This is a genomic window from Microbacterium sp. DMC48, assembly GCF_056313825.1.
Map to the genome: position 1 here is coordinate 676,845 of NZ_JBQUZN010000004.1, position 23,794 is coordinate 700,638.

Genomic DNA, 23,794 nt, shown 5'->3' on the forward strand with positions numbered 1-23,794 from the left:
CTCCGGCTCCCTAGAATCGCAGGGTGAGCACGAGCCAGCAGACCGACCCGCTGATCGGCCGCCTGGTCGACGGGCGGTATCGCGTCCGCGCTCGCATTGCGCGCGGCGGGATGGCAACCGTGTACGTCGCGACCGATCTGCGCCTCGAGCGCCGCGTCGCCCTGAAGGTGATGCACAGCCATCTCTCCGATGACACGGTCTTCCAGAGCCGCTTCATCCAGGAGGCGCGCGCGGCGGCGCGCCTTGCCGACCCCCACGTGGTCAACGTCTTCGACCAGGGCCAGGACGGCGAGATGGCGTACCTGGTGATGGAGTACCTCCCCGGCATCACCATGCGCGAGCTGTTGCGAGAGCAGAAGCGCCTCAGCATCCCTCAGACGATCACGATCATGGATGCCGTCCTGTCCGGCCTCGCGGCCGCGCACCGCGCGGGCATCGTCCACCGCGACGTGAAGCCCGAGAACGTCCTGCTCGCTGAGGACGGGCGGATCAAGATCGGCGACTTCGGCCTCGCGCGCGCGACCAGTGCGAACACGGCCACCGGACAGATGCTCCTGGGAACGATCGCGTACCTCGCGCCCGAGCTCGTCACCCGCGGAACCGCCGACGCCCGCAGTGACATCTACGCCCTCGGCATCATGCTCTACGAGATGCTCGTCGGCGAGCAGCCCTATAAGGGCGAGCAGCCGATGCAGATCGCCTATCAGCACGCGACCGACTCCGTCCCGCGCCCGAGCGCGCGCAACCCCGGCGTCCCGGAGCAGTTCGACGAACTCGTGATGTGGGCGACCGAGCGCAATCCCGACGAACGTCCGGTCGACGCGCGCGCGATGCTCGACCGCCTGCGCGAGATCGAGAAGGAACTCGGCGTCTACCCTCACGTGGTCCGAACGCCGACCGCCGGCGTGGTCGCGGTCGATGACGGAGTCGACTCGGGCGAGCTCACCAAGGTGATGCCGGGGACCTTCACGGCCCCGACGGTCACCGAGACGGTGGACAACTCCACGCGACTGCGACTGCGCAGCCGCCGCCGAGCGCGACGCGGCGGATGGCTGGTCGTGCTCGTGCTGCTGCTCGCCGTGCTCGCGGGCGGCACGGGTTGGTGGTTCGGATCCGGACCCGGTTCGCAGGTCGGCGTGCCCGACGTGGCGGGGAGCACTCTGGACGCCGCGACGGCCACCCTCGCTGCTGAGGGGCTGACCGCAACGCCGGCGCAGGATCACAGCCGCGACGTGCCCGTCGATCTCGTCATCCGCACCGACCCCGGCGCCGGCTCCCGCGTCGACAAGAACAGCGCCGTGATCGTCGTGGTCTCGCTGGGCCCGGCATCCCACGACATCCCCGCCCTGGCGGGACAGAGCGTGGATGCGGCCACCGCCGCGCTCGGCACCTTCTACATCACCCCGTCGGGAGATCCGACTCAGATCTTCACCGATTCCGCCGCAGGCACCGTGGTGAGCGCATCGATCACCCCGCCCGGCGGCGCCGCCGCGGTGGACTGCTCGAAGGGCTGCACCGCGCTGGAGGGCTCGAGCGTCGCTTTCGAGACCTCTGCGGGGCCGGTGCCCGACGTCTCGGGCCAAACGGTCGACGCCGCCACGTCGGCGCTGAAGGCCGTGGGGCTGGGCGCGACGACGACGCAGGCCTACGACGACGAGGTCGCCGAGGGCCGTGTGATCCGGATCGCGGACAAGGACGGCGGCGCGCCGTTCCGACCGGGCGACACCGTCACCCTGGTCGTCTCGAAGGGACCGCAGCCGATCGCCGTCCCCGACGTCACCGGCAAGACGGTCGCGCAGGCCATGGACCAGCTGAAGCAGGCGGGATTCGAACCGGGCACCGCCCTCCCCGAGATCGTGTGGGGAATCTTCACCGTGTCGAGCACGAGCCCCGCCGCCGGCACCATGCAGCTCCCCGGAACCAAGATCACGGTCCGCTCCACCGGCTGAGCCGGACGCGCACGCCGCGCGGGCGCGGATCAGCGCTTCTCGAGCTCCTCGGCAACGAGGAAGGCGAGCTCGAGGCTCTGCATGTGGTTCAGGCGCGGGTCGCACAGGCTCTCGTAGCGCGTCGCGAGAGTGGCCTCGTCGATGTGCTCTGACCCGCCGAGGCACTCGGTGACGTCGTCACCCGTGAGCTCGACGTGGATGCCGCCCGGGAACGTTCCGACCGCACGGTGTGCCTCGAAGAAGCCGCGCACCTCGTCGACGACATCGTCGAAGCGACGCGTCTTGTAGCCGGTCGGGGTCGTGATGCCGTTGCCGTGCATGGGGTCGGTGACCCACAGCGGTGTCGCACCGGAATCGCGGACGGCCTCGAGCAGCGGCGGAAGGGCATCGCGGATCTTGCCGGCACCCATGCGCGTGATGAAGGTCAGCCGGCCCGGCTCGCGCTCGGGATCGAGCTTGTCGATGAGCTCGAGCGCCGTCTGCGGTGACGTCGACGGGCCGAGCTTCACGCCGATGGGGTTGCGGATCTTCGAGAAGTAGTCGACGTGGGCGCCGTCCAGCTCGCGCGTGCGCTCACCGATCCACAGGAAGTGCGCCGAGGTGTTGTACGGCGTGCTGGTGCGCGAGTCGATGCGGGTCATGGGGCGCTCGTAGTCCATCAGCAGACCCTCGTGCCCCGTGTAGAACTCGACGCGGCGCAACTCGTCGAAGTCGGCGCCCGCCGCCTCCATGAACTTGATCGCTCGGTCGATCTCGGTTGCGAGACGCTCGTACTGCTGGTTGGCCGGGTTCTGCGCGAAGCCCTTGTTCCAGCTGTGCACCTCGCGAAGGTCGGCGAATCCGCCCTGCGTGAACGCGCGGATGAGGTTGATGGTCGATGCCGCCGTGTGGTACCCCTTCAGCAGGCGCTGCGGGTCTGCGGTGCGGGAGGCTTCGGTGAAGTCGTAGCCGTTCACGATGTCGCCCCGGTACGCGGGCAGGGTGACGTCGCCACGGGTCTCCGTGTCGCTCGAGCGGGGCTTGGCGAACTGGCCGGCCATCCGCCCCATCTTCACGACGGGCATCGAGGCACCGTAGGTCAGAACGACGGCCATCTGCAGCACCGTCTTGATGCGGTTGCGGATCTGCTCCGCGGTCGCGCCGGCGAAGGTCTCGGCGCAGTCACCGCCCTGCAGAAGGAACGCCTGGCCGGATGCCGCGCGCGCGAGGCGGTCGCGGAGGTTGTCGACCTCGCCGGCGAAGACCAGCGGCGGCAGTGTGGCCAGCTCCGCCGACACCGCGGCGACGGCATCCAGGTCGGTCCAAGAGGGCTGCTGCTTGATCGGGAGCGTGCGCCAGTGATCGAGATCGGCGTGCAGGGTGGGCATCCGCTCAGTCTAGTGGCGACCCGGACGGCGCGGATGCCGCATGACGACGGCTCACGCGCGCGCTGCGCGCTCCTTCACCGTGGACGCGTAGACGTCGTCGTACTGCTGCTCCCCCAGCCGCTGCAGCGCCACCATGATCTCATCGGTGACGGAGCGCAGGACGTACCGATCGGATTCCATGCCCTGGAATCGTGAGAAGTCGAGCGGTTCTCCGATCACCATGCCCACCCGGCCGACGCGCGGGATGGTGCGGCCGATCGGCATGACGGCGTCGGTGTCGACCATGACGACGGGGATGACCGGCACCCGTGCTTCCAGCGCCATGCGCGCGAGCCCGGTGCGTCCGCGGTAGAGCTTGCCGTCCGGGCTGCGGGTGCCCTCCGGGTAGATGCCCAGCAGGTCGCCCCGACCGAGCACCTGCAGTCCGGTGTTCAGCGATGCCTCCGACGCCTTGCCTCCGGTGCGATCGACGGGAATCTGGCCCGTCGCCTTCATGAACATCCGCGTCGCCCAGCCTTTGAGTCCCGTGCCGGTGAAGTAGTCGCTCTTGGCGAGGAAGCTCATCGGCCGGTCGATCATGAGGGGCAGGAAGATCGAATCGCTGACGGAGAGATGGTTGCTCGCGAGGATGGCGGCTCCCGACGACGGGACGTTCGTCCGCCCGACGATCCACGGTCGGAAGATCGCTTTGACGACCGGCCCGATCACGATGTACTTCATGACCCAGTAGAACATCAGGCGGGACTCACCTCTCTGTGACGTCTGTCCGTGTCCACGATGCGACGAGGATATCCCGACGGCTCACTGGCTGCGCAGCCCGGCGAGATCGGCGACGCCCACCATCCCCGCATCGTTGCCGAGTGTCGCCGTGACGAAGCGCGCGGTCGGTCGATTGCCGAAGCCGGGCAGAGAGGTCTCGTACGCCAGCCGCGTGGGCTCCAGCAGAACCTCGCCGAGGTCGGCGACGCCGCCGCCGATGACGTAGAGGTCGGGGTCGAGAACCGCCTGAAAGGCTCCGCAGGCCTCTCCGAGCGCGGTGGCCACGCGGCGCACGGCCTCGACGGCACCAGCGTCGTCCTCGGCGAGGAGGCGCGCCAGGTCGGGCCCGTGGACGATGCCGTCCGCATCGCGGTGCGCGGCCAGCCGCTCGCCGATGCCCCCGGCCTCGGCGATGTCACCCAGCTCGCGCTGCAGGGCGCGCCCCGACGCGTACTGCTCGAGACAGCCGTTCTGTCCGCAGCCGCACGGGCGACCACCGCGGACGAACCGCAGGTGACCGAGCTCCGCCGCGCTGCCGTTGGCACCGATGAGGAGACGTCCGTCATTGATGACGGCGCCGCCCACGCCCGTGCCGAGGGTCACCATCACCATGTCGGTGGATCCCTGTCCCGCTCCGAAGCGGTACTCGCCCCACCCGGCGGCGTTCGCGTCGTTCTCCAGCGTGACGGGACGGCCGATGCGTGCTTCGAACTGCGCACGCAACGGCTCGTCGTGCCAGTCGATGTTGGGCGAGAGCAGCATCACCGATCGACTGCGGTCGATGTAGCCCGCCGCAGCGACACCGACCGCCGCGACCTCGTGACGCGAGGCCAGCTCGTGCACCATCGCGGCGACGGCGTCGGCGAGCTCGCCGGTGTCCACCGGCGTGGCGACGCGGGCGCGCTCGATGATCGCACCCGTGTCGTCGACGACACCTCCGGCGATCTTCGTCCCCCCGATGTCGATGCCGACGTTGAGCACGGCGCTCCCTTCCGGCCGGCCCGGGCGGCACGGCATCCGAGAGTCTAGTGTGGACAGGACAGACCCACGGTCGGGGCAGGCCGTGCTTTTCGGGCGACGCTGTCTTCTGTGGGACTGAGTTCCACCAGGAGTTAGACTCGATTCCAGCCGTCGATCGCCGACGCCACCCGGTACCGAAGGAGTTGCCGCCCATGAGCGCCGTACAGTTCGAAGTCCCCGCCGTCGTTCCCGCCGACCCGCAGGCCAACATCGCCGATCTGCTCGTCGAACGCGTCAAGGCGACACCGTCCCTGGCCCTGTTCGCCGTCCCCGATGGTGACGGCTGGCGAGACATCACCGCCGCCGAGTTCGAACGAGAGGTGATCGCGCTCGCGAAGGGCTTCGCCGCCGCGGGCATCGCCCCGGGCGACAAGGTGGGCTTCATCGCCCGCACCACGTATGAGTGGACGCTCGTGGACTTCGCCCTCTTCTTCGCCGGCGCCGTCATGGTGCCCATCTACGAGACGAGCTCGGCGGCGCAGATCAGCTGGATCCTGTCCGACTCGGGCGCCGTCGCGGTGCTCGGCGAATCGGCCGAGCACGCGGCCCGCATCGCGGAGATCCGTTCCGAGGTGCCGCTCGTCCGCGACGTCTGGTCGATGGAGGCCGGCGACCTCGACACGCTCCGCGCGGGCGGCGACACCGTCGAGGATGCCGAGATCGAGCGTCGTCGCCGCATCGCCGTCGGCTCAGACATCGCCACGCTCATCTACACCTCGGGATCCACGGGACGCCCCAAGGGCTGTGTCCTGACCCACAGCAACTTCGTCGAACTCTCTCGCAACGCCGCCAAGGCGTTGGCCGAGGTCATGAACACCCCTGGCGGCGCATCGACACTGCTGTTCATCACGACCGCGCACGTCTTCGCCCGCTTCATCTCGATCCTCGACGTGCACGCCGGCGTGAAGACCGGGCATCAGCCCGACACCAAGCAGCTGCTGCCGGCCCTCGGCTCCTTCAAGCCCACCTTCCTGCTGGCCGTACCCCGCGTCTTCGAGAAGGTCTACAACTCGGCGGAGCAGAAGGCGGAGGCCGGCGGCAAGGGAAAGATCTTCCGCGCCGCGGCCCACACGGCGATCGAGCACTCCCGACTGCTCCAGGAAGGCAAGAAGATCCCGCTGGGCACGAAGGTGAAGTTCGCCCTGTTCGACAAGCTCGTCTACGGCAAGCTCCGCGAAGCCATGGGTGGACGCGTCACCTATGCCGTCTCGGGGTCCGCTCCCCTGGGCCCCCGTCTCGGCCACTTCTTCCACAGCCTCGGCGTGACCATCCTCGAAGGCTACGGACTCACCGAGACGACGGCGCCGGCCACCGTCAACCTCGCGACGAAGTCCAAGATCGGCACGGTGGGGCCGGTGCTCCCCGGCGTCGGCGTGCGTCTGGCCGACGACGGCGAGGTCGAGGTGCGGGGCGTCAACGTCTTCAAGGAGTACTGGCGCAACCCCGATGCCACGGCCGCCGCGTTCGACGACGGCTGGTTCAAGACCGGTGACATCGGCGCGTTCGACACCGACGGCTTCCTCACGATCACCGGACGCAAGAAGGAGATCATCGTCACCGCCGGCGGCAAGAACGTCGCTCCCGCGGCACTGGAGGACCCGATTCGAGCGAACCCGATCGTCGGTCAGGTGGTCGTCGTGGGCGACCAGAAGCCGTTCATCTCGGCGCTGATCACCCTCGACCCCGAGATGCTCCCGGCCTGGCTGGCGAACAACGGCCTCCCGGCGGACATGTCACTCTCGGATGCCGCGAAGAACCCGCAGGTGCGCGCCGAGGTGCAGCGTGCGGTGGACATCGCGAACAAGAACGTTTCGCGTGCCGAGTCCATCCGCAAGTTCACGATCCTCGACAGCGAATGGACCGAGGCGAGCGGACATCTCACGCCCAAGATGAGCATCAAGCGCAATGTCATCCTGAACGACTTCGCGAACGAGATCGAGGAAATCTACACCGTGCCGGTGACGACGACCAACGTGTCGCTGGGCTGATCTCGAGACGCGACGGCGGGGCGGCCCGGATGGACCGCCCCGCCGTCGCATCTCCCGAGGTCAGAACCAGGAGGACTCGCGGATGCGACGCATCGCGATCTTGCGCTCATCGGGGCTGAGCCGCGAGATGTAGAGCATGCCGTCGAGGTGGTCGGTCTCATGCTGCAGCGCCTGCGCCATGAGTCCCTCCCCCTCGAGCACGAGTTCGTCGCCGTCGAGATCGATGCCGACCACGCGAGCCCAGGGATAGCGCAGCGTCTCGTGCCAGAGATCGGGCACCGACAAGCATCCCTCACCGACCAGCGCCGGCTCACCCGACACCTCGGTCAGCACCGGGTTCAACACGTACCCGATGTCTCCGTCGATGTTGTAGCTGAAGGCGCGGAGACCGACACCGATCTGCGGCGCCGCCACTCCCGCACGGCCGGGCAATTCGACCGTGTCGAGCAGGTCCTGCACGAGCGACCGGATGCCGTCGTCGATCACGTCGATGGACGCGCTGGGAGCGCGCAGGACGGGGTCTCCGAACAGGCGGATCGGGCGGACGGCCATCAGGCGGCGACCCGCTGACGCAGGCTTTCGACGACGATGGCGGCCAGCTCGCGCGCAGCCTCACGCGTCTCGGGCTGCAAGTCACGGAAGACGATCGCGCTGCCCGATGCGATGTGCGCGTCGTAGGGCACGCGGACCACGTGCCCGACCCGTGTCTGGAAGTGGGACTGGAGCTCACCCGCCCGCACGAGTGCAGCGCCTGGACGTGCCGTGTTCAGCACGACCACGGCGGAGCGCACGAGATCGGCGTAGCCGTTGCTCTCCAGCCAGGTCAGCGTCTCCGAGGCCAGGCGCGCCTCGTCCACGCTCAGCCCTGCGACGACGATGAGCTGATCGGCGCGCGCGAGGGTCGCCCCCATGACGGAATGGACGATGCCGGTGCCGGTGTCGGTGAGCACGAGCGAGTAGAAGTGCGCGGCGACATCGGCGACCGCGTCGTAGTCGCTGTCGTTGAAGGCCTCGGACACATGCGGATCGGTGTCGGAAGCGATGATGTCGAGCCGAGTGTGATCGCGGGCGACGATCTCGGAGATGTCGTTGAACCCCTGGACGTCGGCGTGGGCTCGCACCAGATCGCGAACCGTCTTGCCGCTCGAGCGCCCGATGCGCTCGGCGAGGGTGCCGCGGTCGGGGTTCGCGTCGACGGCGATCACCCGGTCCTCACGGGCATCGGCGAGCGCCATGCCCAGCAGCGTCGTGATCGTGGTCTTTCCGACACCGCCCTTTCGCGAGAGCACGGGGACGAACTTCGCGCCGCCGTGCAACGGTGCCGCAATGCGCCGATCGAGAGCCTTGCGCGCACGCGCGCGCTTGCTGTCGCCGAGGTTGATCCGACGTCCCGACAGCGTGTAGACGAGGTGCTGCCACGCACCGTCGGGCTCCGGGCGCACCGCGTGGGCGGGATCCAGCAGCCGATCCGGCGTCAGCAGGTCGGAGCTCTCCCGCCCCGCCTCGAAGTCGCCCAGTCGGCGCGACTGCAGGGTGATCTCGGATGTGCGGGGCCGCAGGCGCTCGTGCTGAGCGGCATCCGCGGTCGCAAGGGAAGCCGACGTGAGCGCGATCGCTGCCGCATCGGGCGCCGACGCATCAACCGCTTCCTCGACCTCCTCGGCGACTGCCGATGCGGCGACGGTGTCCACCTCCTCGACGACACCCTCATGGATCTCGACCTCGTCGTCGAGCACGACGTCGTCGTCGAAGTCGTCATCGTCGACCGCTACGGGCAAGGCGACGTCGATCTGCGCGGTGGCTCCCTCGACGATGCCGATCCCGGTCGTCTCGGCGCCGGTCACGCTCTCCAGCACGCCGTTGTCGGCGTCCTCGCTCGCATTCTCGTTGCGGTCAGGCACGGCTACACACTCCAGTTCCGGGCCGGCGCCGTCGGGCTCCGGCCGATTCGGGTCGTCCTCGGGACGGCGCAGCCGCGGCGTCACCGCCGGGCCGCGGGGCGGGGTCCCGACCCCCATGGCTCGCGGGACGACTCACGCCCCCGCTCCAGGCTACTCGGAGGGTCGGACCACCAGCAAAAGATCGCCGGCCTCCACCGCGGCCGCCGCGCCGATGACGAGACGCTCGACGATGCCGTCCATCGGCGCCGTGATGGCTGCCTCCATCTTCATCGCCTCGATGGATGCCACCGGCTGACCCGCCGAGACGCGATCGCCCACCGCGGCCTTCGGGGTGACGACACCCGAGAACGGGGCGGCCACGTGGCCCGCTACGGTCGCATCGGCCTTCTCCGACTGACGCACCTCGACCGCGACGGCGTGGTCGCGCACGAAGACGGGACGCAGCTGCCCGTTCAACGTCGTCATCACGGTGCGCATGCCGCGCTCGTCGGCGTCGCCGATCGCTTCCAACCCCACGTACAGCTGGACGCCGCGCTCGATCTCGACGACGTGCTCGGTTCCGGGCGCGAGCCCGTACAGATAGTCCGCGGTGTCGAGGACGCTGAGATCGCCGTAGGTGTCGCGGGTCTCCCGGAAGGCCGCCGTGGGGGCGGGAAACAGTAGGGAGTTCAGTGTGGCGCGCCGGGTCGCACTGTCGGCTTCGAGGTTCGCGGCATCGGCGTCGGAGATCTCGGTGATCCCGCCGCGGATCTCGCGACCACGCAGCACCTTGGTGCGAAACGGCTCCGGCCAGCCGCCCGGAAGCTCACCCAGCTCCCCCGCCATGAAGGCGACGACGGAGTCGGGGATGTCATAGGTATCGGGGTTCTCGGCGAAGTCGGCGGGGTCCGCGCGCACGGCGGCGAGGTGCAGGGCAAGATCGCCGACGACCTTCGAGGAGGGCGTCACCTTCGGGACGCGCCCGAGGATCGCGTCCGCGGCGGCGTACATGTCCTCGATCAGCTCGAAGTCCTCCGACAGGCCGAGAGCGATCGCCTGCTGGCGGAGGTTCGACAGTTGACCGCCGGGGATCTCATGCCGATAGACGCGTCCCGTCGGCCCGGGAAGACCCGACTCGAACGGGCGGTAGAGGCGGCGCATCGCCTCCCAGTACGGTTCGAGTTCCGAGACGGCACCGAGGTCGAGTCCGGTGTCGCGCTCGGTGTGCGCGAGGGCGGCGACGAGCGCGGACAGCGAGGGCTGGCTGGTCGTTCCCGCCATCGGCGCCGCAGCGGCATCCACGGCGTCGGCGCCCGCGGCGGCGGCGGCCAACAGCGTCGCGAGCTGACCACCGGCGGTGTCGTGCGTATGGACGTGGACCGGGACGTCGAAGCGGTCCCGCAGAGCCCGCACCAGACGCGCAGCGGCGCCGGGGCGCAGCAGCCCCGCCATGTCCTTGACGGCGAGCACGTGCGCCCCGGCATCCACGATCTGCTCCGCCACGCGCAGGTAGTAGTCGAGGGTGTACAGATCCTCGGTCGGCGACAGGAGATCACCGGTATAGCAGAGGGCGACTTCCGCCAGCGTGGTGCCGGTGTGCAGCACGGCGTCGATGGCGGGCCGCATCTGGGAGACGTCGTTGAGGGCATCGAAGATACGGAAGATGTCGACGCCCGATGCCGCGGCCTCCGAGACGAAGGCATCGGTGACGCGCGTCGGATACGGCGTGTACCCCACCGTGTTACGCCCCCTCAAGAGCATCTGGATCGCCACGTTCGGCACCGCGGCCCGGAGGGCGTCCAGCCGCTCCCAAGGGTCTTCGCCGAGGAAGCGGAGCGCCACGTCGTAGGTGGCGCCGCCCCAGGCCTCGATCGAGAGCAGCTGAGGGGTGAGCCGGGCGACGTAGGGCGCGACCGTCACCAGGTCCCGTGTGCGCACGCGCGTGGCCAGCAGAGACTGATGTGCGTCTCGGAACGTCGTCTCGGTGACGGCGAGCGGCGTCTGAGCGCGCAGCTGCGCCGCGAACCCGGCCGGGCCCTGGCTGAGAAGGCGCTGTCGCGAACCGGCAGGAGGAGGCGTGGACAGATCGACGGACGGGAGCTTCGCGCGCGGGTCGGTGACGGCGGGGATCTCTCCGTGCGGACGGTTGACGGTCGTCTCGGCCAGCCACGCCACGATCTTCGATCCGCGGTCCTTCGACGCGCGACCGCGCACCAGCTCGGGGCGCTCGTCGATGAACGACGTGCTGACGTCACCGGCCACGAAGGCGGGATCGTCCAGCACCGCCTGCAGGAAGGGGATGTTGGTCGAGACCCCGCGGATGCGGAACTCGGCGAGGGCTCGACGCGATCGCACGACCGCGGCGCCGAAGTCCCGTCCGCGGCACGTGAGCTTGGCCAGCAGCGAGTCGAAGTGCGCACTGACCTGGGAACCCGCGGCCGTCGTCCCCCCGTCGAGGCGGATGCCCGCGCCGCCCGGCGAACGGTAGGTGGTGATCTTGCCCGTGTCGGGGCGGAACCCCTGGGTCGGGTCCTCGGTCGTGATGCGGCACTGCAGCGCCGCCCCGCGCAGGCGGATCTGGTCCTGGCGCAGGCCGAGCTCGGCGAGCGTCTCGCCGGCAGCGATGCGCATCTGCGATTGCACGAGGTCGACGTCGGTGACCTCCTCGGTCACGGTGTGCTCGACCTGGATGCGCGGATTCATCTCGATGAAGACGACCTCGCCGGCGCGGGGACCGGCCGTCTCGAGGAGGAACTCCACCGTTCCGGCGTTCTCGTAGCCGATCGACCGGGCGAACGCGATCGCGTGGGCGTGCAATGCCGAGGCGATGGTGGGGTCGAGGTTGGGCGCCGGCGCGATCTCGACGACTTTCTGATGACGTCGCTGCACCGAGCAGTCCCGCTCGAACAGGTGCACGGTCTCGCCGGTCTTGTCGGCGAGGATCTGCACCTCGACGTGACGCGGCCGCTGCACGGCCTGTTCCAGGAAGACGCGGGCATCGCCGAACGCGGCATCGGCCTCGCGCATCGCCTCCGCGATCGCCGGGGCCAGCTGCGGCGCGGCTTCGACCCGGCGCATTCCCCGCCCACCGCCGCCGGCGACCGCCTTCACGAAGATCGGGAAGCCGATCTCGTCCGCGCGCGCGACGAGCGCGTCGACGTCGTCCGACGCGGGCGTCGAGCGCAGCACCGGCACCCCGGCCGCGATCGCATGCTCTTTGGCGGTCACCTTGTTGCCCGCCATCTCGAGGGCGCGCGACGGCGGGCCGATGAAGACGATGCCGCTGCGCGCGGCGGCCGCGGCCAGCTCGGGGTTCTCGGAGAGGAAGCCGTAGCCGGGGTAGATGGCGTCGGCGCCCGCCTGCTCGGCCACGCGAATGATCTCATCGACATCGAGGTACGCACGCACAGGTTGGCCGATGGTGCCGATCTGGTACGCCTCGTCGGCCTTGAGCCGGTGCAGCGAGTAGCGGTCCTCGTAGGGGTAGACCGCGACCGTCCGCGCACCCAGTTCGAAGGCGGCACGAAAGGCCCGGATCGCGATCTCTCCGCGGTTGGCCACCAGGATCTTGCGGAACATGCGGACCTCTTCTCCGAGCGGCTCCCGCGCGCCGAGGGAGCAGATTCCCCGACGAGCCCACTTTTCACGAGGGCCTGAGTGTCCTCACAGCCTAGGGGACGGTAACGTAGAGCCTCGTGCACGTACTCTCCGTCTCCTCGCTCAAGGGGGGTGTCGGCAAGACCACCGTGACTCTCGGCCTCGCCTCCGCGGCGTTCGCCCGAGGGGTGCGGACTCTCGTCGTCGACCTCGACCCGCAATCTGACGTGTCGACGGGCATGGACATCCAGGTGGCCGGCCGGCTGAACGTGGCCGACGTGCTCGCCAATCCCAAGGAGAAGGTGGTCCGCCAGGCCATCACCGCCAGCGGCTGGGCCAAGGTGCACCCGGGCACGATCGACGTCATGATCGGCAGCCCGTCGGCGATCAACTTCGACGGCCCGCACCCGAGCGTGCGCGACGTGTGGAAGCTCGAAGAGGCTCTCGCCACCATCGAGGCCGACTACGACCTCGTCCTCATCGACTGCGCCCCCTCGCTCAACGCACTGACGCGTACCGCATGGGCGGCTTCGGACCGGGTCATCGTGGTCACCGAACCGGGACTGTTCTCGGTCGCCGCCGCCGACCGCGCGTTGCGGGCGATCGAGGAGATCCGCCGTGGCCTGTCTCCCCGCCTGCAGCCGCTCGGGATCGTCGTGAATCGCGTGCGCCCGCAGTCGATCGAGCACCAGTTCCGCATCAAGGAGCTGCGCGACATGTTCGGTCCGCTCGTCCTGTCGCCGCAGCTTCCCGAGCGCACGTCGCTGCAGCAGGCGCAGGGGGCGGCGAAGCCGCTGCACATCTGGCCGGGCGACTCGGCTCAGGAGCTGGCCGGCGACTTCGACGCACTGCTGGACCGCGTCATGCGCACCGGTCGGATCACCGCGGGCGAGCAGCGGGCCTGACCTTTTCCGTCGCACAGCGGTCGGTCGTCGATCGGACGCCGAAGACGCGAGTCGACAAGCAGCGCGTCGGCTCGCGGCGCCGTTGCCTTCTCAGGCGGACTTGACGGCGCGACGAGCGGCGAGTTCGTCGACGGGGTCCGGAGCCTGCGGATCGAAGTCGAGCAAGGTCGATTCGACCTCGTGCAGCACTTTGCCGACGGCGATGCCGAACACGCCCTGTCCTCGACTGACGAGGTCGATGACTTCGTCGTTCGAGGTGCAGAGATAGACGGACGCGCCGTCGCTCATCAGCGTGGTGCCGGCGAGATCGCGGATGCCGGCGGCACGAAGCTGCTCGACCGCCGTGCGGATCTGCTGCAGGGAGATGCCGGTATCGAGAAGCCGCTTCACCAGTTTGAGCACGAGGATGTCGCGGAAGCCGTAGAGACGCTGCGATCCCGAACCGCTGGCGCCGCGGACGGTGGGCTGGACGAGTTCGGTACGCGCCCAGTAGTCGAGCTGACGATAGGTGATGCCGGCTGCGCGTGCAGCGACGGCGCCGCGGTAGCCGACCTCGTCATCCATCTGCGGCAGACCGTCCGTGAACAGCAGCTCGGTGGCGAAGCGGACCTCATCAGGCGCATCGTGCGCGGTCATGCTCGCCTCCATGTGGACAGTGCGTCGTTTCCTCCACGGTAGATCAGCGGAGTGCCTGCGGCAACGACATCCGCATCCCGACGCTCGGCGTGTCGCGCCGCCGTCACGGCGCGATGCGGTCCAGCGCCGCGTGCGCGAACGCCGCGCGCACTTCGTCCAGGCGACGAAGCAGCTCGGGAGCGAGCTCGCCCGCACGTGCACGCGACACGGCGTCCGAGCGGCGCAACAGGGGCGTCAGCGCGCTCTCGACGAGCGCGACCTCACGCTCCGCCGCCTGCCGGACGCCCCGCACGTGGCGGGGCTGGATGCCGTGCCCGTCGAGGGCCACGAGCGCACGAAGCACACTCAGCGTCTTGTCGTCGTAGCTCTCGGCTGCCGCGATGAGCCCGGCGCGTACGGCATCGTTCAGCAGCGCCGCCGACGCTCCTGCCGTCTGCAGCAGTTCCTCGCGGCGATAGCGGCGCGGGGCGGTGACGATCGACGCCGTCGCCGGCGGCGCGACGGTGCCGCCGTGCTGTTCGTCGAGATACTCGCGAATTCGCGCAAGGGGCATGTAGTGGTCGCGCTGAAGCGTGAGCGCGGTGCGCAGTCGCTCGACGTCGAGAGGCGAGAACTTGCGATACCCCGACTCGGTTCGCAGCGGCGTGACGATGCCCTGCACCTCGAGGTAGCGCAGCTTGCTCGCGCTGAGATCGGAGAACTCCGGCGTCAGGCGTGCGAGCACCTGACCAATGCTGAGATAACCCGAGGACGACGCGCGTCCACGGGGTGAGACAGCCGGGCTCACCCGCTCGTCACCTGACCGCGGTCGACCGGCGACGCGAAGAAGTTGAGGCGGAACTTGCCGATGCGCACCTCGGAGCCGTCGACGAGCACGGCGCGGTCCACCCGTTCACCGTTGACATAGCTGCCGTTCAGGGAGCGCTGGTCGACGAGCTCGAAGACGGCGCCGGTGCGGGTGATCTCCGCGTGACGACGAGAGACGGTGACATCGTCGAAGAAGATGTCGGCCTCGGGATGGCGCCCGACCGTGGTGACATCGGTGTCGAGCAGATAGCGTGCGCCCGCCGTGGGACCGGAGCGGACGAGCAGCAGCGCAGCGCGAGACGGAAGCGCATCGATGGCCTCCCGCTCGACGTCCGTCAGGTCCGTTCCGAACGGCACGAAGGAGAGGTCGGAATCGTGACCGAAAGTCTGGGTGGTGTCGGCAGAGCCGGCACTCCCGGCGTCACGTCGGATACCGCTGACACCAGCGTCTCGAGCGTTCTCTTCCACCATGGCCTCCTTCCTCTTCACCCTAACGGATCGACCCGGGCTGCGAACCCCCGCCGGGGAACCGGGTTTCGCGCCGCGCCAGCCCCGATCCCGCCGAGCGGTGCGACTCAGCGGCGTGTGTCGATGTGTGACGCCGTCCGCGCGGACGGCCTTCGCCCCGACGTAGCCTGATCGCACCGCCACCACGGGCGGCATCCACGAGAGGAACCCCGTGTCTGCAGCGCAGAACCGCCTCACGCCCGCACCGGTGCGTCAGGACGCGATCTGCATGTGCGCGACGGGCCGGGCCTGCTCCTCCTTCGCGGCCGGACACGCCGTCCACTTGATCCAGTCGCGACTGGTGTCGGCAACGCCCGGAGAATGGGTCGACGCGATCGCGGTCGCCTCAGCGGCCGACGGCACGCTCACGATCGTCACCCTCGAGGGGCGCGAGATCGAACTGTGGAACGGCGCCGGGGCCGCGGCGTCCGCGCAACGGGGTACCCCGGTCGCGTTCCACCCGCGCTATCACGCGCTCCACGCCGGAGGACGGCTCTTCAACGTGCTCGCGGTCTGAGTCGAGAGTGACGGGTGCCGCTCAGGCGGCCGCCATCATCGCGTCTTTGACCGCCATGCAGGCGTCCATGCAGGCCCGGCACGCGTCCGCGCACATGGCGCACACGGGGCTGTCATCAGCGTGCATCATGCACATGTCCATGCACGTCTGACACATCGCGATGCAGGCGTCGAGCATCGCCATCATCGACGCCGGCGTCATGCCCGGCATCCGCAGCATGGCACGCATCATGGTGTTGCACATGTCGGCGCAGTTCATGCACGACGGGGCACAGTCCATCATCTGCATCGAGCACACCGTGCAGGCCTGCTCACAGGCGGCACAGGCGTCCATGCAGGCCTGCATGACCGCGGCATCCATCGCGGGCATCTCGGCCATCGACATTTCGCCGGCCATCGCTTCCATCATCCTGGCGTCCATCTCGCACCGTCCTTCCGGTCACGGCGAGCGCGACGCTCGCCTGCCGCCATGCTAGGACTCCGACCCGGCGCACAACAGGCGCGGATAGGGTCGAGGACGTGATGTCACACAGAGTTCATACGTTCCGTTCGGTCCTCGTCGGCCTCGTCGCACTCCTGCTCGGCGGACTCTCCATCGCCGTGGCCTCCCCCGCGTGGGCGCACGATGAGCTGATCGGCGCCGACCCGGGCGTGAACGCCGAGGTCGGCACGCTGCCCGCCCAGATCACCATGACGTTCAGCGGCGTGCTGATGGACGAGCCCGGCGCGACGCAGGTCGTGGTGACGGATGCCGCGGGAGCCTCGCTCACCGACGGCGATCCGACGCTGGACGGCACGCATCTGACACAGGGGCTCGCCGGCAACGCGTCCGGCCCGGTGACCGTGACCTGGCGCGTGGTCTCCAGCGACGGCCACCCGGTCTCGGGGCAGTACACGTTCACCGTGGCGGGCGGCTCGTTGCAGACGGCCGCTCCCGCCGAAACGACGACCACACAGACACTCACCGCGACGCCGACATCGAACGGCGATGGAGGTGTCCCGGTATTCGTCTGGGTGCTGCTCGGCCTGGTGGTCGCGGCCGCGCTCGGCGCCCTCGTGGCGGTGCTTCTGCGGAAGTCCCGAGCCACCCCCGAGGACTAGGCTGAGAGCATGCCTCATTTCAACGTCGTCGTCCTCGGTGCCGGCCCTGGTGGCTATGTCGCGGCGGTCCGCGCCGCCCAGCTCGGCCAGTCCGTCGCCATCATCGAAGAGAAGTACTGGGGCGGTGTCTGCCTCAACGTCGGCTGCATCCCCTCCAAGGCGCTTCTGAAGAACGCCGAGATCGCCCACACCCTGAAGCACAAGGCCGACTTCTTCGGCATCACGGGTGAGTTCAGCCTCGACTTCGGCACGGCGTGGGACCGGTCGCGCGTCGTCGCCGACGGCCGCGTCAAGGGCATCCACTACCTGATGAAGAAGAACAAGGTCACCGAGTTCGAGGGCCGGGGCACCTTCACCGGCCCCAAGGCGATCTCGGTCGCCAAGAGCGACGGCTCCACCGAAGAGGTCACGTTCGACAACGTCATCATCGCGACCGGCTCGACGGTGCGCCTGCTCCCGGGCGTGACGCTGAGCGAGAACGTCGTGACGTACGAGGAGCAGATCCTCACGCGTGATCTGCCGAACTCGATCGTCATCGTCGGCGCCGGCGCCATCGGCATGGAGTTCGCCTACGTCATGACGAACTACGGCGTGAAGGTGACGATCATCGAGTTCCTCGACCGGGCCCTCCCCAACGAGGACGCGGACGTCTCGAAGGAGATCGCGAAGCAGTACAAGAACCTCGGCGTCGACATCCTCGTCTCGACCAAAGTGGAGTCGGTCGTCGACTCCGGCGACAAGGTCACGGTGACCTACACCGACAACAAGAGCGGCGCGCAGGGCTCGATCGAAGCCGACAAGGTGCTCATGTCGATCGGCTTCGCTCCCCGGGTTGAGGGCTTCGGCCTGGAGAACACCGGCGTGAAGCTCACCGAGCGCGGCGCCATCGAGATCGACGACTTCATGCGTACCAACGTCGAGGGCATCTACGCCATCGGTGACGTCACGGCCAAGCTGCAGCTCGCCCACGTCGCCGAGGCGCAGGGCGTCGTCGCCGCCGAGACGATCGGTGGCGCAGAGACCATGGCGCTCGGCGACTACCGCATGATGCCGCGTGCGACCTTCTGCTCGCCGCAGGTGGCGTCGTTCGGCTACACCGAGGCGCAGTACAAGGAGACCGGACGCGAGTACAAGGTCGCGACCTTCCCCTTCATGGCCAACGGCAAAGCGCACGGCCTCGGCGAGCCGGTCGGCTTCGTCAAGCTCATCGCGGATGCCGAGCACCTCGAGCTCGTCGGCGGCCACCTCATCGGCCCCGACGTGTCGGAGCTGCTGCCGGAGCTCACCCTCGCCCAGAAGTGGGACCTGACCGCTCTGGAGCTGGCGCGCAACGTGCACACCCACCCGACGCTGTCCGAGGCTCTGCAGGAGGCCTTCCACGGTCTCGCGGGACACATGATCAACCTCTGAGCTCCGTGAGCTCTGGAGTACGCTGACTCCTACGACTGACGCCGCCCCAACCGAAGCCGGGGGCGGCGTCAGTGGTTTCGCGGCATCCGAGCGAGCCGCGATCAGAGGCCGAGCGTGCGAGCGAGCTTGGAATCGGATGCCGCGGGGCGTCCGCCCACCGCCGTGACGGCAGCGGTGACCGCATCGAAGAGCGCAGTGCGGGTGGCGCCGACGGGCGCCGCGGGTCCGAGCTCGAACTCCCACTCGCGCCATGTCGTCTGCACACCGCGGGTCTCGTCGGTCGCGACCACGTGGTCGTCGACGAATTCCGCGACGAGCGCGCCCGCCTCATCGCGGAGGGCGTAGGCATGGCGATCGTTGACGATGCGGGCGATGGGTGCCAAGGCGCCGGAGGCGATCTCTGCCACGGCGGCGGCGACGGCATCCGGGACGCTCACTTCACCCGCGGACGCGCCACCCTTCGCTCCATCGAGCGGCCAATGCGTCTCCAGCCGCCCGCCGTCAGCGGTCTTGGGTCCCTTGATGTGCCATCCCTCGTCCGGTCCGCCGGTGCGACGGCGCACCGCGTAACCGGAGCGTCCCAGGGCGAAGCCCGGCACATCCAGATACCGGGCATCGAGGTCGCGACGCGCAGGCCCCTCGACGACGGCGACACCCGGCAGACCCGACAGGTCGGGAAGCGGGGTGTCGCCGTGGACGTCGAAGGTCAGCTCGATCTCGAGCGCGCGTGCCGGCTCCGGCGTCACTCGTCCCGGCCGTCGGGGTCGGGATCGATATCGTCCTCCGCCTCCACGAAGTGGAACTCAGCGGATGTCGGGCCATCGCCCTCGCCCGTGTTCTCCGCCGCGCCCGCGCGCTCGTAGACGATCTGGGTCTCGCTGTAGGGCAGGATCAACCGGTCCTGGCTCTCGTCGTCCAGGGGAAGGACCTGCCCGTCCAGCGGGCCTCCGTGCAGTCGTGCGATCGCCATGGTGTACCTCCGACGATGAAGCGGAATGTGGAACTCCAGCCTAGCCCGGCGCGTTCAGTGGGTCGGGAAGCCGAGGCTGATCTGGCTTTCGCTGGGGTCGGGCCACCGCGTCGTGACGACCTTGCGGCGCGTGTAGAAGTTGAACGCCTCCGGCCCGTACATGTGCGTGTCGCCGAACAGCGAGTCCTTCCAGCCGCCGAACGAGAACGCGCCGATGGGCACCGGAATGGGCACGTTGACGCCGACCATGCCGACCTCGATGTCGTACTCGAACTGGCGCGCGGTCTTGCCGTCGCGGGTGAAGACGGCGGTGCCGTTCGCGTAGCGGTTGGCGTTGATCAGCGCGACCGCGTCGTCGTAGGTGGCGACACGCACCACCGACAGCACGGGTCCGAAGATCTCCTCGTCGTAGACGCGCATGCCCGGCGTGACGCCGTCGACGAGCGAGGGACCGATGAAGAACCCGCCCCCGTCCACGGTGACCTCGCGGCCGTCGACCACGACGCGGGCTCCCTCGTCCGCGGCACCCGCGACGAATCCGGTCACGCGATCGAGCGCATCGCGGGTGATCAGCGGACCCATGTCGGTGGCGGGATCGGTGCCGTCGCCGACGACCAGTCCGCCGATGCGCTCGGCGACCTTGCCGATGAGCGCGTCGGCGACCTCGCCCACCGCGACGACGACCGACACGGCCATGCAGCGCTCCCCCGCCGAGCCGTACGCCGCCGACACCGCCGCATCCGCAGCGGCGTCCAGATCGGCATCCGGCATGACGATCATGTGGTTCTTCGCTCCGCCCAGCGCCTGAACGCGCTTGCCGTTCTCGGCCGCCCGCGCGTAGATGTACTTCGCGATCGGCGTCGATCCCACGAACGACACCGCCCGCACGACCGGATCGTCCAGCAGCGCGTCGACGGCCTCCTTGTCGCCGTGGACGACGTTCAGGATGCCGTCGGGAAGCCCCGCCTCGGCGAAGGCCTCGGCCAGCCAGACGGCCGCCGACGGGTCGCGTTCGCTGGGCTTGAGGATCACGGCGTTGCCCGCGGCGATGGCGGTGGTCACCATCCACAGCGGCACCATCGCGGGGAAGTTGAACGGGGTGATGCAGGCGACCACGCCGACGGGCTGACGAACCTGGTGGACGTCCACGCCCGAGGCGACCTGCTCGGAGTAGTCGCCCTTGAGGTGGTGCATCAGACTCGTGCAGAACTCGACGTTCTCGAGCCCTCGAGCGACTTCGCCGAGGGCGTCGTCGACGGTCTTGCCGTGCTCGGCCGTGATGATGCGCGCAAGCTCCTCGGCGCGGGAGGCGACGATCTCACGGAGGCGGAACATCACCTGCTGACGCTTGCCGAGACCGGTGTCGCGCCAGCCGCGCTGAGCGGCCTGCGCACGGCGGGCGACGTCATGGACGAACGCGGCCGAGGCCAGGGCGACCTCTGCGCTCTGCCGGCCCGTGGCGGGGTTGAAGACGGGACCGGTGCGCCCTGTCGGGCCGACGCGTTCGCCCGCGACGATGTGCGGGATCACCGCGAGCGAGCCGATGGGCTCGTCGGTGGTGGCGGATGCGGTGGTCATGAAGTGCCCTCTCGATCGGGGTGTGCGGGAGATGTCGGGGTCAGGCCGCGGAGACGCCGTCACGCGACGGGTCGTAGCCGCGGAGGGTGCCGTCCGGCGAGGCGAAGCGCGCGACCAACGTGCAGTCCTTGCCGCCCAGCCCTTCGGCGATGAGGTCGTCGAGCTGACGGAGCGCAAGACGCGCCGCCGGCAAGTGCACGCCGGTGTCGTCTCCGGCTCGAACGGCCAGTCCGCAGTCCTTGCGCGCGAGATCCACCGAGAAGGTCGCGTCGAAGTTCTTGTTGGCCGCGGAGGTCTCCACGATGCCCGGCACCGGATACCAGGTGCGCAGGGCCCACGAGTCGGCGGACGAGACGCGCGCGACGTCCCAGAACACCTGCGGATCCAGACCGAGCTGCTCCGCCAGCTGCGAGCCCTCCGACACGGCCATGACGGAGATGAAGAGCATCATGTTGTTGACGAGCTTCGCGGCAATGCCGGCGCCGGCCTCCCCGCAGGCGATCACGTTGCCCGCCATCGGCGCCACGACCTCCCGCGCCCGCTCCACGTCGGCGGCGCGTCCGCCGAGCATGAACGTCAGCGTGTGGGCCTCCGCGCCCGCGGTTCCGCCGGAGATCGGTGCGTCCACGAACGAGAGCCCGTGCCGTTGCGCTTCGGCGTGGCACCAGCGCGAGGTCTCGACGTCGACGGTGGAGGTGTCGAGCAGCAGGGTCGACGGCGCCGCATGCGCGAGGATGCCGTCTGCTCCCCCGTACACACCGCGGACGTGCTCGGGCTTGGGCAGCGAGGTGATCGCGGCATCCGCACCGTCGAGCGCCGCGGCGACCGAGGGGACGATCTGCACTCCCCTCTCGGCGGCGGCCGCCGCGGCGACGGGGTTGAGGTCGACACCACGCACGACATGGCCGGCGGCGACGAGGTGCGCCGACATGGGCGCGCCCATGTGGCCCAGTCCGATGAAGGCGATCGTGGACATGAGACTCCCTTCGACGCCGGCGACGTTCGTCGTCGCGGGCGGTGACGGCCGTCGTCCTCGACGCCGCTCGTGGCCAGCGTAGGCACCCGAAGACCGTTGATCAATGCACACGTGAGCAACAAACTTGCACTACCGGTGTGCACTGGTGCACACTCGTCGGCATGCCCGCCGCCGCCCCGGATCCCCCTCTGGACGCACTCATGACGTTCCTGTCGGTCGCGCGCCTGGGTCGCTACACGGCGGCCGCCGACGTGCTGGGGGTGAATCACTCCACGGTGTCGCGTCGCATCACCGCACTCGAGTCCGCCATGGGCGGACGCGTGCTCGTACGGACGACCGGAGGATGGGAGGTCACCGAGCTCGGCCACCGCGCGGTGACCATTGCCGAGCGCATCGAGGCATCGCTGCGAGAGCTCGTCGACGGCGAGAACGCCGACGCGGTTCACGGCATGGTGCGAATCTCCGCCCCGGACGCCTTCACGTCGGTCTTCCTCGCTCCGGCGATGACAGCCCTGCGCCGGGAACACCCGCAGCTCGCGGTCGAATTGCTGTCGGCGACGCAGCGCGTGCGCCAGAACCGCTCCGGCGTCGACCTGGAGATCGTGGTCGGACGCCCCCAGGTGCTGCGGGCCTATGCGACACCCGTCTGCGCGTACGCACTGCGTCTGTACGCGACACCCGACTATCTCCGAGAGGCGGGGACCCCCGACTCGATCGCTCAGCTGTCCGCACACCCGCTCGTGTACTACGTGGAGAGCTCCCTGCAGGTCGATGAGCTCGACCGCGCACTGCAGGAGTTGCCGGACTCGCCCGCCTCGGTCCGTTCGACCAGCGTCTTCGCGCACGTCGAGGCGACGGCCGCGGGAGCGGGCATCGGCATCCTGCCCGACTTTCTCGGCGATGCCGACCCGCGCCTGACCCGGGTGCTCGACGGCGCCTACGCGCATCCCCTCGCCTACTGGGCCGTCGCCCGCGACGAGGGGCCGCGCAACCCCACCGTCGCCGCCACCCTCGATGCGCTGCTCGCCCATATCGAGGCGGTGCGAGGATGAAGCCGTTCCTGTTGCTCGCGACCCGGGCCGAGGATGTGCCCGCCGACGAGGAGTACGCCCTCTTCCTCCGCTTCACCGGGCTGACACCGGATGAGCTGGTCCGCGTGCGGATGGAGGCGGGGCCTCTCGGACCGGTGGATCTGGACGCCTACTCGGGCGTCTTCGTGGGCGGCGGGCCCTTCAACGCGTCGGACCCGATCGCGAAGAAGTCATCCGCGCAGCGCCGCGTCGAGGCGGAGATCGCCGCCCTTCTCGACCAGGTGGTGGCGCGCGACTTCCCCTTCTTCGGCGCCTGTTACGGTGTGGGAACTCTCGGTGCACATCAGGGCGCGATCATCGACGGCACCTACCGGGAGCCCATCAGCGTCATCGAGGTCGAGAAGACGGGCGCCGGGCGCGACGACCCGCTGCTGGCCGGGCTGCCCGACCGCTTCGCGGCCTTCGTCGGCCACAAGGAGGCGATCTCGACGCTACCCGCGACGGCGACGCTGCTGGTTCGCGGCGAGGCGTGTCCCGTGCAGATGTTCCGCGTGGGGAGCAACGTGTACGCCACGCAGTTCCACCCGGAGTGCGACCTCGAGGGCATCAGCACGCGCATCCGCGCGTACGCCGGCTACGGGTACTTCGGAGCGGACGAACTGGATCTCACGCTCGCGGCGGTGCGCCGACGGCCGGTCGTGCACACGGGCGCCATCCTGCGCGCCTTCGTCGAACGCTACGCCCGCTGAACCGAGCCTCGACTCGCCGCTGCGCTCCGCGCTCAACGACCGGGGCGC

The 23,794-nt window shown here is 69.3% G+C and carries 22 protein-coding genes; 8 read left to right on the top strand and 14 right to left on the bottom strand.

The window, feature by feature from the left end; genetic code table 11:
- Positions 1-23 precede the first annotated feature (23 nt).
- Complete coding sequence (gene pknB / locus ACT53O_RS08570) at positions 24-1,949, top strand: Stk1 family PASTA domain-containing Ser/Thr kinase (protein ID WP_476151841.1); 1,926 nt, start codon at positions 24-26, stop codon at positions 1,947-1,949.
- Positions 1,950-1,978: 29 nt separating this feature from the next.
- Here pknB and ACT53O_RS08575 read toward each other — a convergent pair whose 3' ends face one another.
- The 3 genes from ACT53O_RS08575 to ACT53O_RS08585 all read right to left on the bottom strand — a co-directional run bounded on the left by ACT53O_RS08575 (position 1,979) and on the right by ACT53O_RS08585 (position 5,056).
- Positions 1,979-3,316: a class II 3-deoxy-7-phosphoheptulonate synthase gene (locus ACT53O_RS08575; protein ID WP_036286495.1), complete on the bottom strand. Its 1,338-nt coding sequence runs from the start codon at positions 3,314-3,316 to the stop codon at positions 1,979-1,981.
- A 51-nt stretch (positions 3,317-3,367) separates the two neighbouring features.
- On the bottom strand, positions 3,368-4,051 hold the full coding sequence (locus ACT53O_RS08580; protein WP_476151843.1) for a lysophospholipid acyltransferase family protein: 684 nt from the start codon (positions 4,049-4,051) through the stop codon (positions 3,368-3,370).
- A gap of 66 nt (positions 4,052-4,117) precedes the next feature.
- The gene (locus tag ACT53O_RS08585) at positions 4,118-5,056 is read right to left on the bottom strand and encodes an ROK family glucokinase (protein WP_036286497.1); all 939 of its coding nucleotides are present in this window, start codon (positions 5,054-5,056) and stop codon (positions 4,118-4,120) included.
- A 191-nt stretch (positions 5,057-5,247) separates the two neighbouring features.
- Here ACT53O_RS08585 and ACT53O_RS08590 point away from each other — a divergent pair, with 191 nt between their 5' ends.
- The gene (locus ACT53O_RS08590; protein ID WP_476151846.1) at positions 5,248-7,083 is read left to right on the top strand and encodes an AMP-dependent synthetase/ligase; all 1,836 of its coding nucleotides are present in this window, start codon (positions 5,248-5,250) and stop codon (positions 7,081-7,083) included.
- 60 nt (positions 7,084-7,143) lie between these two features.
- Here the strand turns inward: ACT53O_RS08590 and ACT53O_RS08595 are convergent, their stop codons facing one another.
- From ACT53O_RS08595 to ACT53O_RS08605, 3 genes are read right to left on the bottom strand one after another with little or no spacing between them, the layout of a single operon-like run.
- A complete protein-coding gene (locus ACT53O_RS08595) occupies positions 7,144-7,635 on the bottom strand; it encodes a peptide deformylase (RefSeq protein ID WP_036286501.1) in 492 nt (163 codons plus the stop codon).
- Entirely contained in the window at positions 7,635-9,101 is a 1,467-nt protein-coding gene (locus ACT53O_RS08600; RefSeq protein WP_208657002.1) for a MinD/ParA family ATP-binding protein, read from the bottom strand. Before ACT53O_RS08600 ends, ACT53O_RS08595 begins: the two co-directional genes overlap by 1 nt.
- 33 nt (positions 9,102-9,134) lie before the next feature.
- Positions 9,135-12,542 (bottom strand): pyruvate carboxylase, encoded by a 3,408-nt coding sequence (locus ACT53O_RS08605; RefSeq protein WP_135949327.1) that lies wholly within the window; start codon positions 12,540-12,542, stop codon positions 9,135-9,137.
- 116 nt (positions 12,543-12,658) lie between these two features.
- Between ACT53O_RS08605 and ACT53O_RS08610 the strand changes: the two genes are divergently transcribed.
- Entirely contained in the window at positions 12,659-13,465 is an 807-nt protein-coding gene (locus ACT53O_RS08610) for a ParA family protein (RefSeq protein ID WP_036286515.1), read from the top strand.
- Positions 13,466-13,555: 90 nt separating this feature from the next.
- Here the strand turns inward: ACT53O_RS08610 and ACT53O_RS08615 are convergent, their stop codons facing one another.
- The 3 genes from ACT53O_RS08615 to ACT53O_RS08625 all read right to left on the bottom strand — a co-directional run bounded on the left by ACT53O_RS08615 (position 13,556) and on the right by ACT53O_RS08625 (position 15,379).
- Positions 13,556-14,101, bottom strand: a complete 546-nt coding sequence (locus ACT53O_RS08615) for a MerR family transcriptional regulator (protein WP_036286573.1) — start codon at positions 14,099-14,101, stop codon at positions 13,556-13,558.
- 103 nt (positions 14,102-14,204) lie between these two features.
- Positions 14,205-14,888, bottom strand: coding sequence for a transcriptional regulator FtsR (ftsR, locus tag ACT53O_RS08620; RefSeq protein ID WP_039416160.1), 684 nt, complete (start codon positions 14,886-14,888; stop codon positions 14,205-14,207).
- The gene (locus tag ACT53O_RS08625) at positions 14,885-15,379 is read right to left on the bottom strand and encodes an FHA domain-containing protein (protein WP_187289962.1); all 495 of its coding nucleotides are present in this window, start codon (positions 15,377-15,379) and stop codon (positions 14,885-14,887) included. Before ACT53O_RS08625 ends, ftsR begins: the two co-directional genes overlap by 4 nt.
- A gap of 208 nt (positions 15,380-15,587) precedes the next feature.
- On the opposite strand from ACT53O_RS08625, the gene ACT53O_RS08630 reads away from it, so the two are divergent.
- Positions 15,588-15,932: a hypothetical protein gene (locus ACT53O_RS08630; protein ID WP_135949328.1), complete on the top strand. Its 345-nt coding sequence runs from the start codon at positions 15,588-15,590 to the stop codon at positions 15,930-15,932.
- 21 nt (positions 15,933-15,953) lie between these two features.
- On the opposite strand, the gene ACT53O_RS08635 is transcribed toward ACT53O_RS08630, so the two are convergent.
- On the bottom strand, positions 15,954-16,352 hold the full coding sequence (locus ACT53O_RS08635) for a four-helix bundle copper-binding protein (RefSeq protein ID WP_347417136.1): 399 nt from the start codon (positions 16,350-16,352) through the stop codon (positions 15,954-15,956).
- Positions 16,353-16,453: 101 nt separating this feature from the next.
- Between ACT53O_RS08635 and ACT53O_RS08640 the strand changes: the two genes are divergently transcribed.
- Positions 16,454-17,032 (top strand): copper resistance CopC family protein, encoded by a 579-nt coding sequence (locus ACT53O_RS08640; protein WP_476151852.1) that lies wholly within the window; start codon positions 16,454-16,456, stop codon positions 17,030-17,032.
- Between the two features lie 9 nt (positions 17,033-17,041).
- Entirely contained in the window at positions 17,042-18,442 is a 1,401-nt protein-coding gene (lpdA, locus tag ACT53O_RS08645) for a dihydrolipoyl dehydrogenase (RefSeq protein ID WP_036286532.1), read from the top strand.
- A 101-nt stretch (positions 18,443-18,543) separates the two neighbouring features.
- Here lpdA and ACT53O_RS08650 read toward each other — a convergent pair whose 3' ends face one another.
- Genes ACT53O_RS08650 through ACT53O_RS08665 form a run of 4 tightly spaced genes read right to left on the bottom strand, consistent with a single transcriptional unit; the run spans position 18,544 to position 21,966 of the window.
- Positions 18,544-19,188, bottom strand: a complete 645-nt coding sequence (locus ACT53O_RS08650) for a CYTH domain-containing protein (RefSeq protein ID WP_476151854.1) — start codon at positions 19,186-19,188, stop codon at positions 18,544-18,546.
- Positions 19,185-19,412, bottom strand: coding sequence for a hypothetical protein (locus tag ACT53O_RS08655; protein WP_039416402.1), 228 nt, complete (start codon positions 19,410-19,412; stop codon positions 19,185-19,187). The genes ACT53O_RS08650 and ACT53O_RS08655 overlap by 4 nt, the downstream gene beginning before the upstream one ends.
- A gap of 54 nt (positions 19,413-19,466) precedes the next feature.
- Positions 19,467-20,990 (bottom strand): CoA-acylating methylmalonate-semialdehyde dehydrogenase, encoded by a 1,524-nt coding sequence (locus ACT53O_RS08660; RefSeq protein ID WP_378794762.1) that lies wholly within the window; start codon positions 20,988-20,990, stop codon positions 19,467-19,469.
- Between the two features lie 40 nt (positions 20,991-21,030).
- Positions 21,031-21,966, bottom strand: coding sequence for an NAD(P)-dependent oxidoreductase (locus ACT53O_RS08665; RefSeq protein ID WP_476151857.1), 936 nt, complete (start codon positions 21,964-21,966; stop codon positions 21,031-21,033).
- A gap of 200 nt (positions 21,967-22,166) precedes the next feature.
- Here ACT53O_RS08665 and ACT53O_RS08670 point away from each other — a divergent pair, with 200 nt between their 5' ends.
- Both ACT53O_RS08670 and ACT53O_RS08675 read left to right on the top strand, forming a co-directional pair.
- Entirely contained in the window at positions 22,167-23,018 is an 852-nt protein-coding gene (locus ACT53O_RS08670; protein ID WP_347417185.1) for a LysR family transcriptional regulator, read from the top strand.
- The gene (locus tag ACT53O_RS08675) at positions 23,015-23,746 is read left to right on the top strand and encodes a glutamine amidotransferase (protein WP_433720856.1); all 732 of its coding nucleotides are present in this window, start codon (positions 23,015-23,017) and stop codon (positions 23,744-23,746) included. Before ACT53O_RS08670 ends, ACT53O_RS08675 begins: the two co-directional genes overlap by 4 nt.
- The last annotated feature ends 48 nt before the right edge of the window (positions 23,747-23,794 follow it).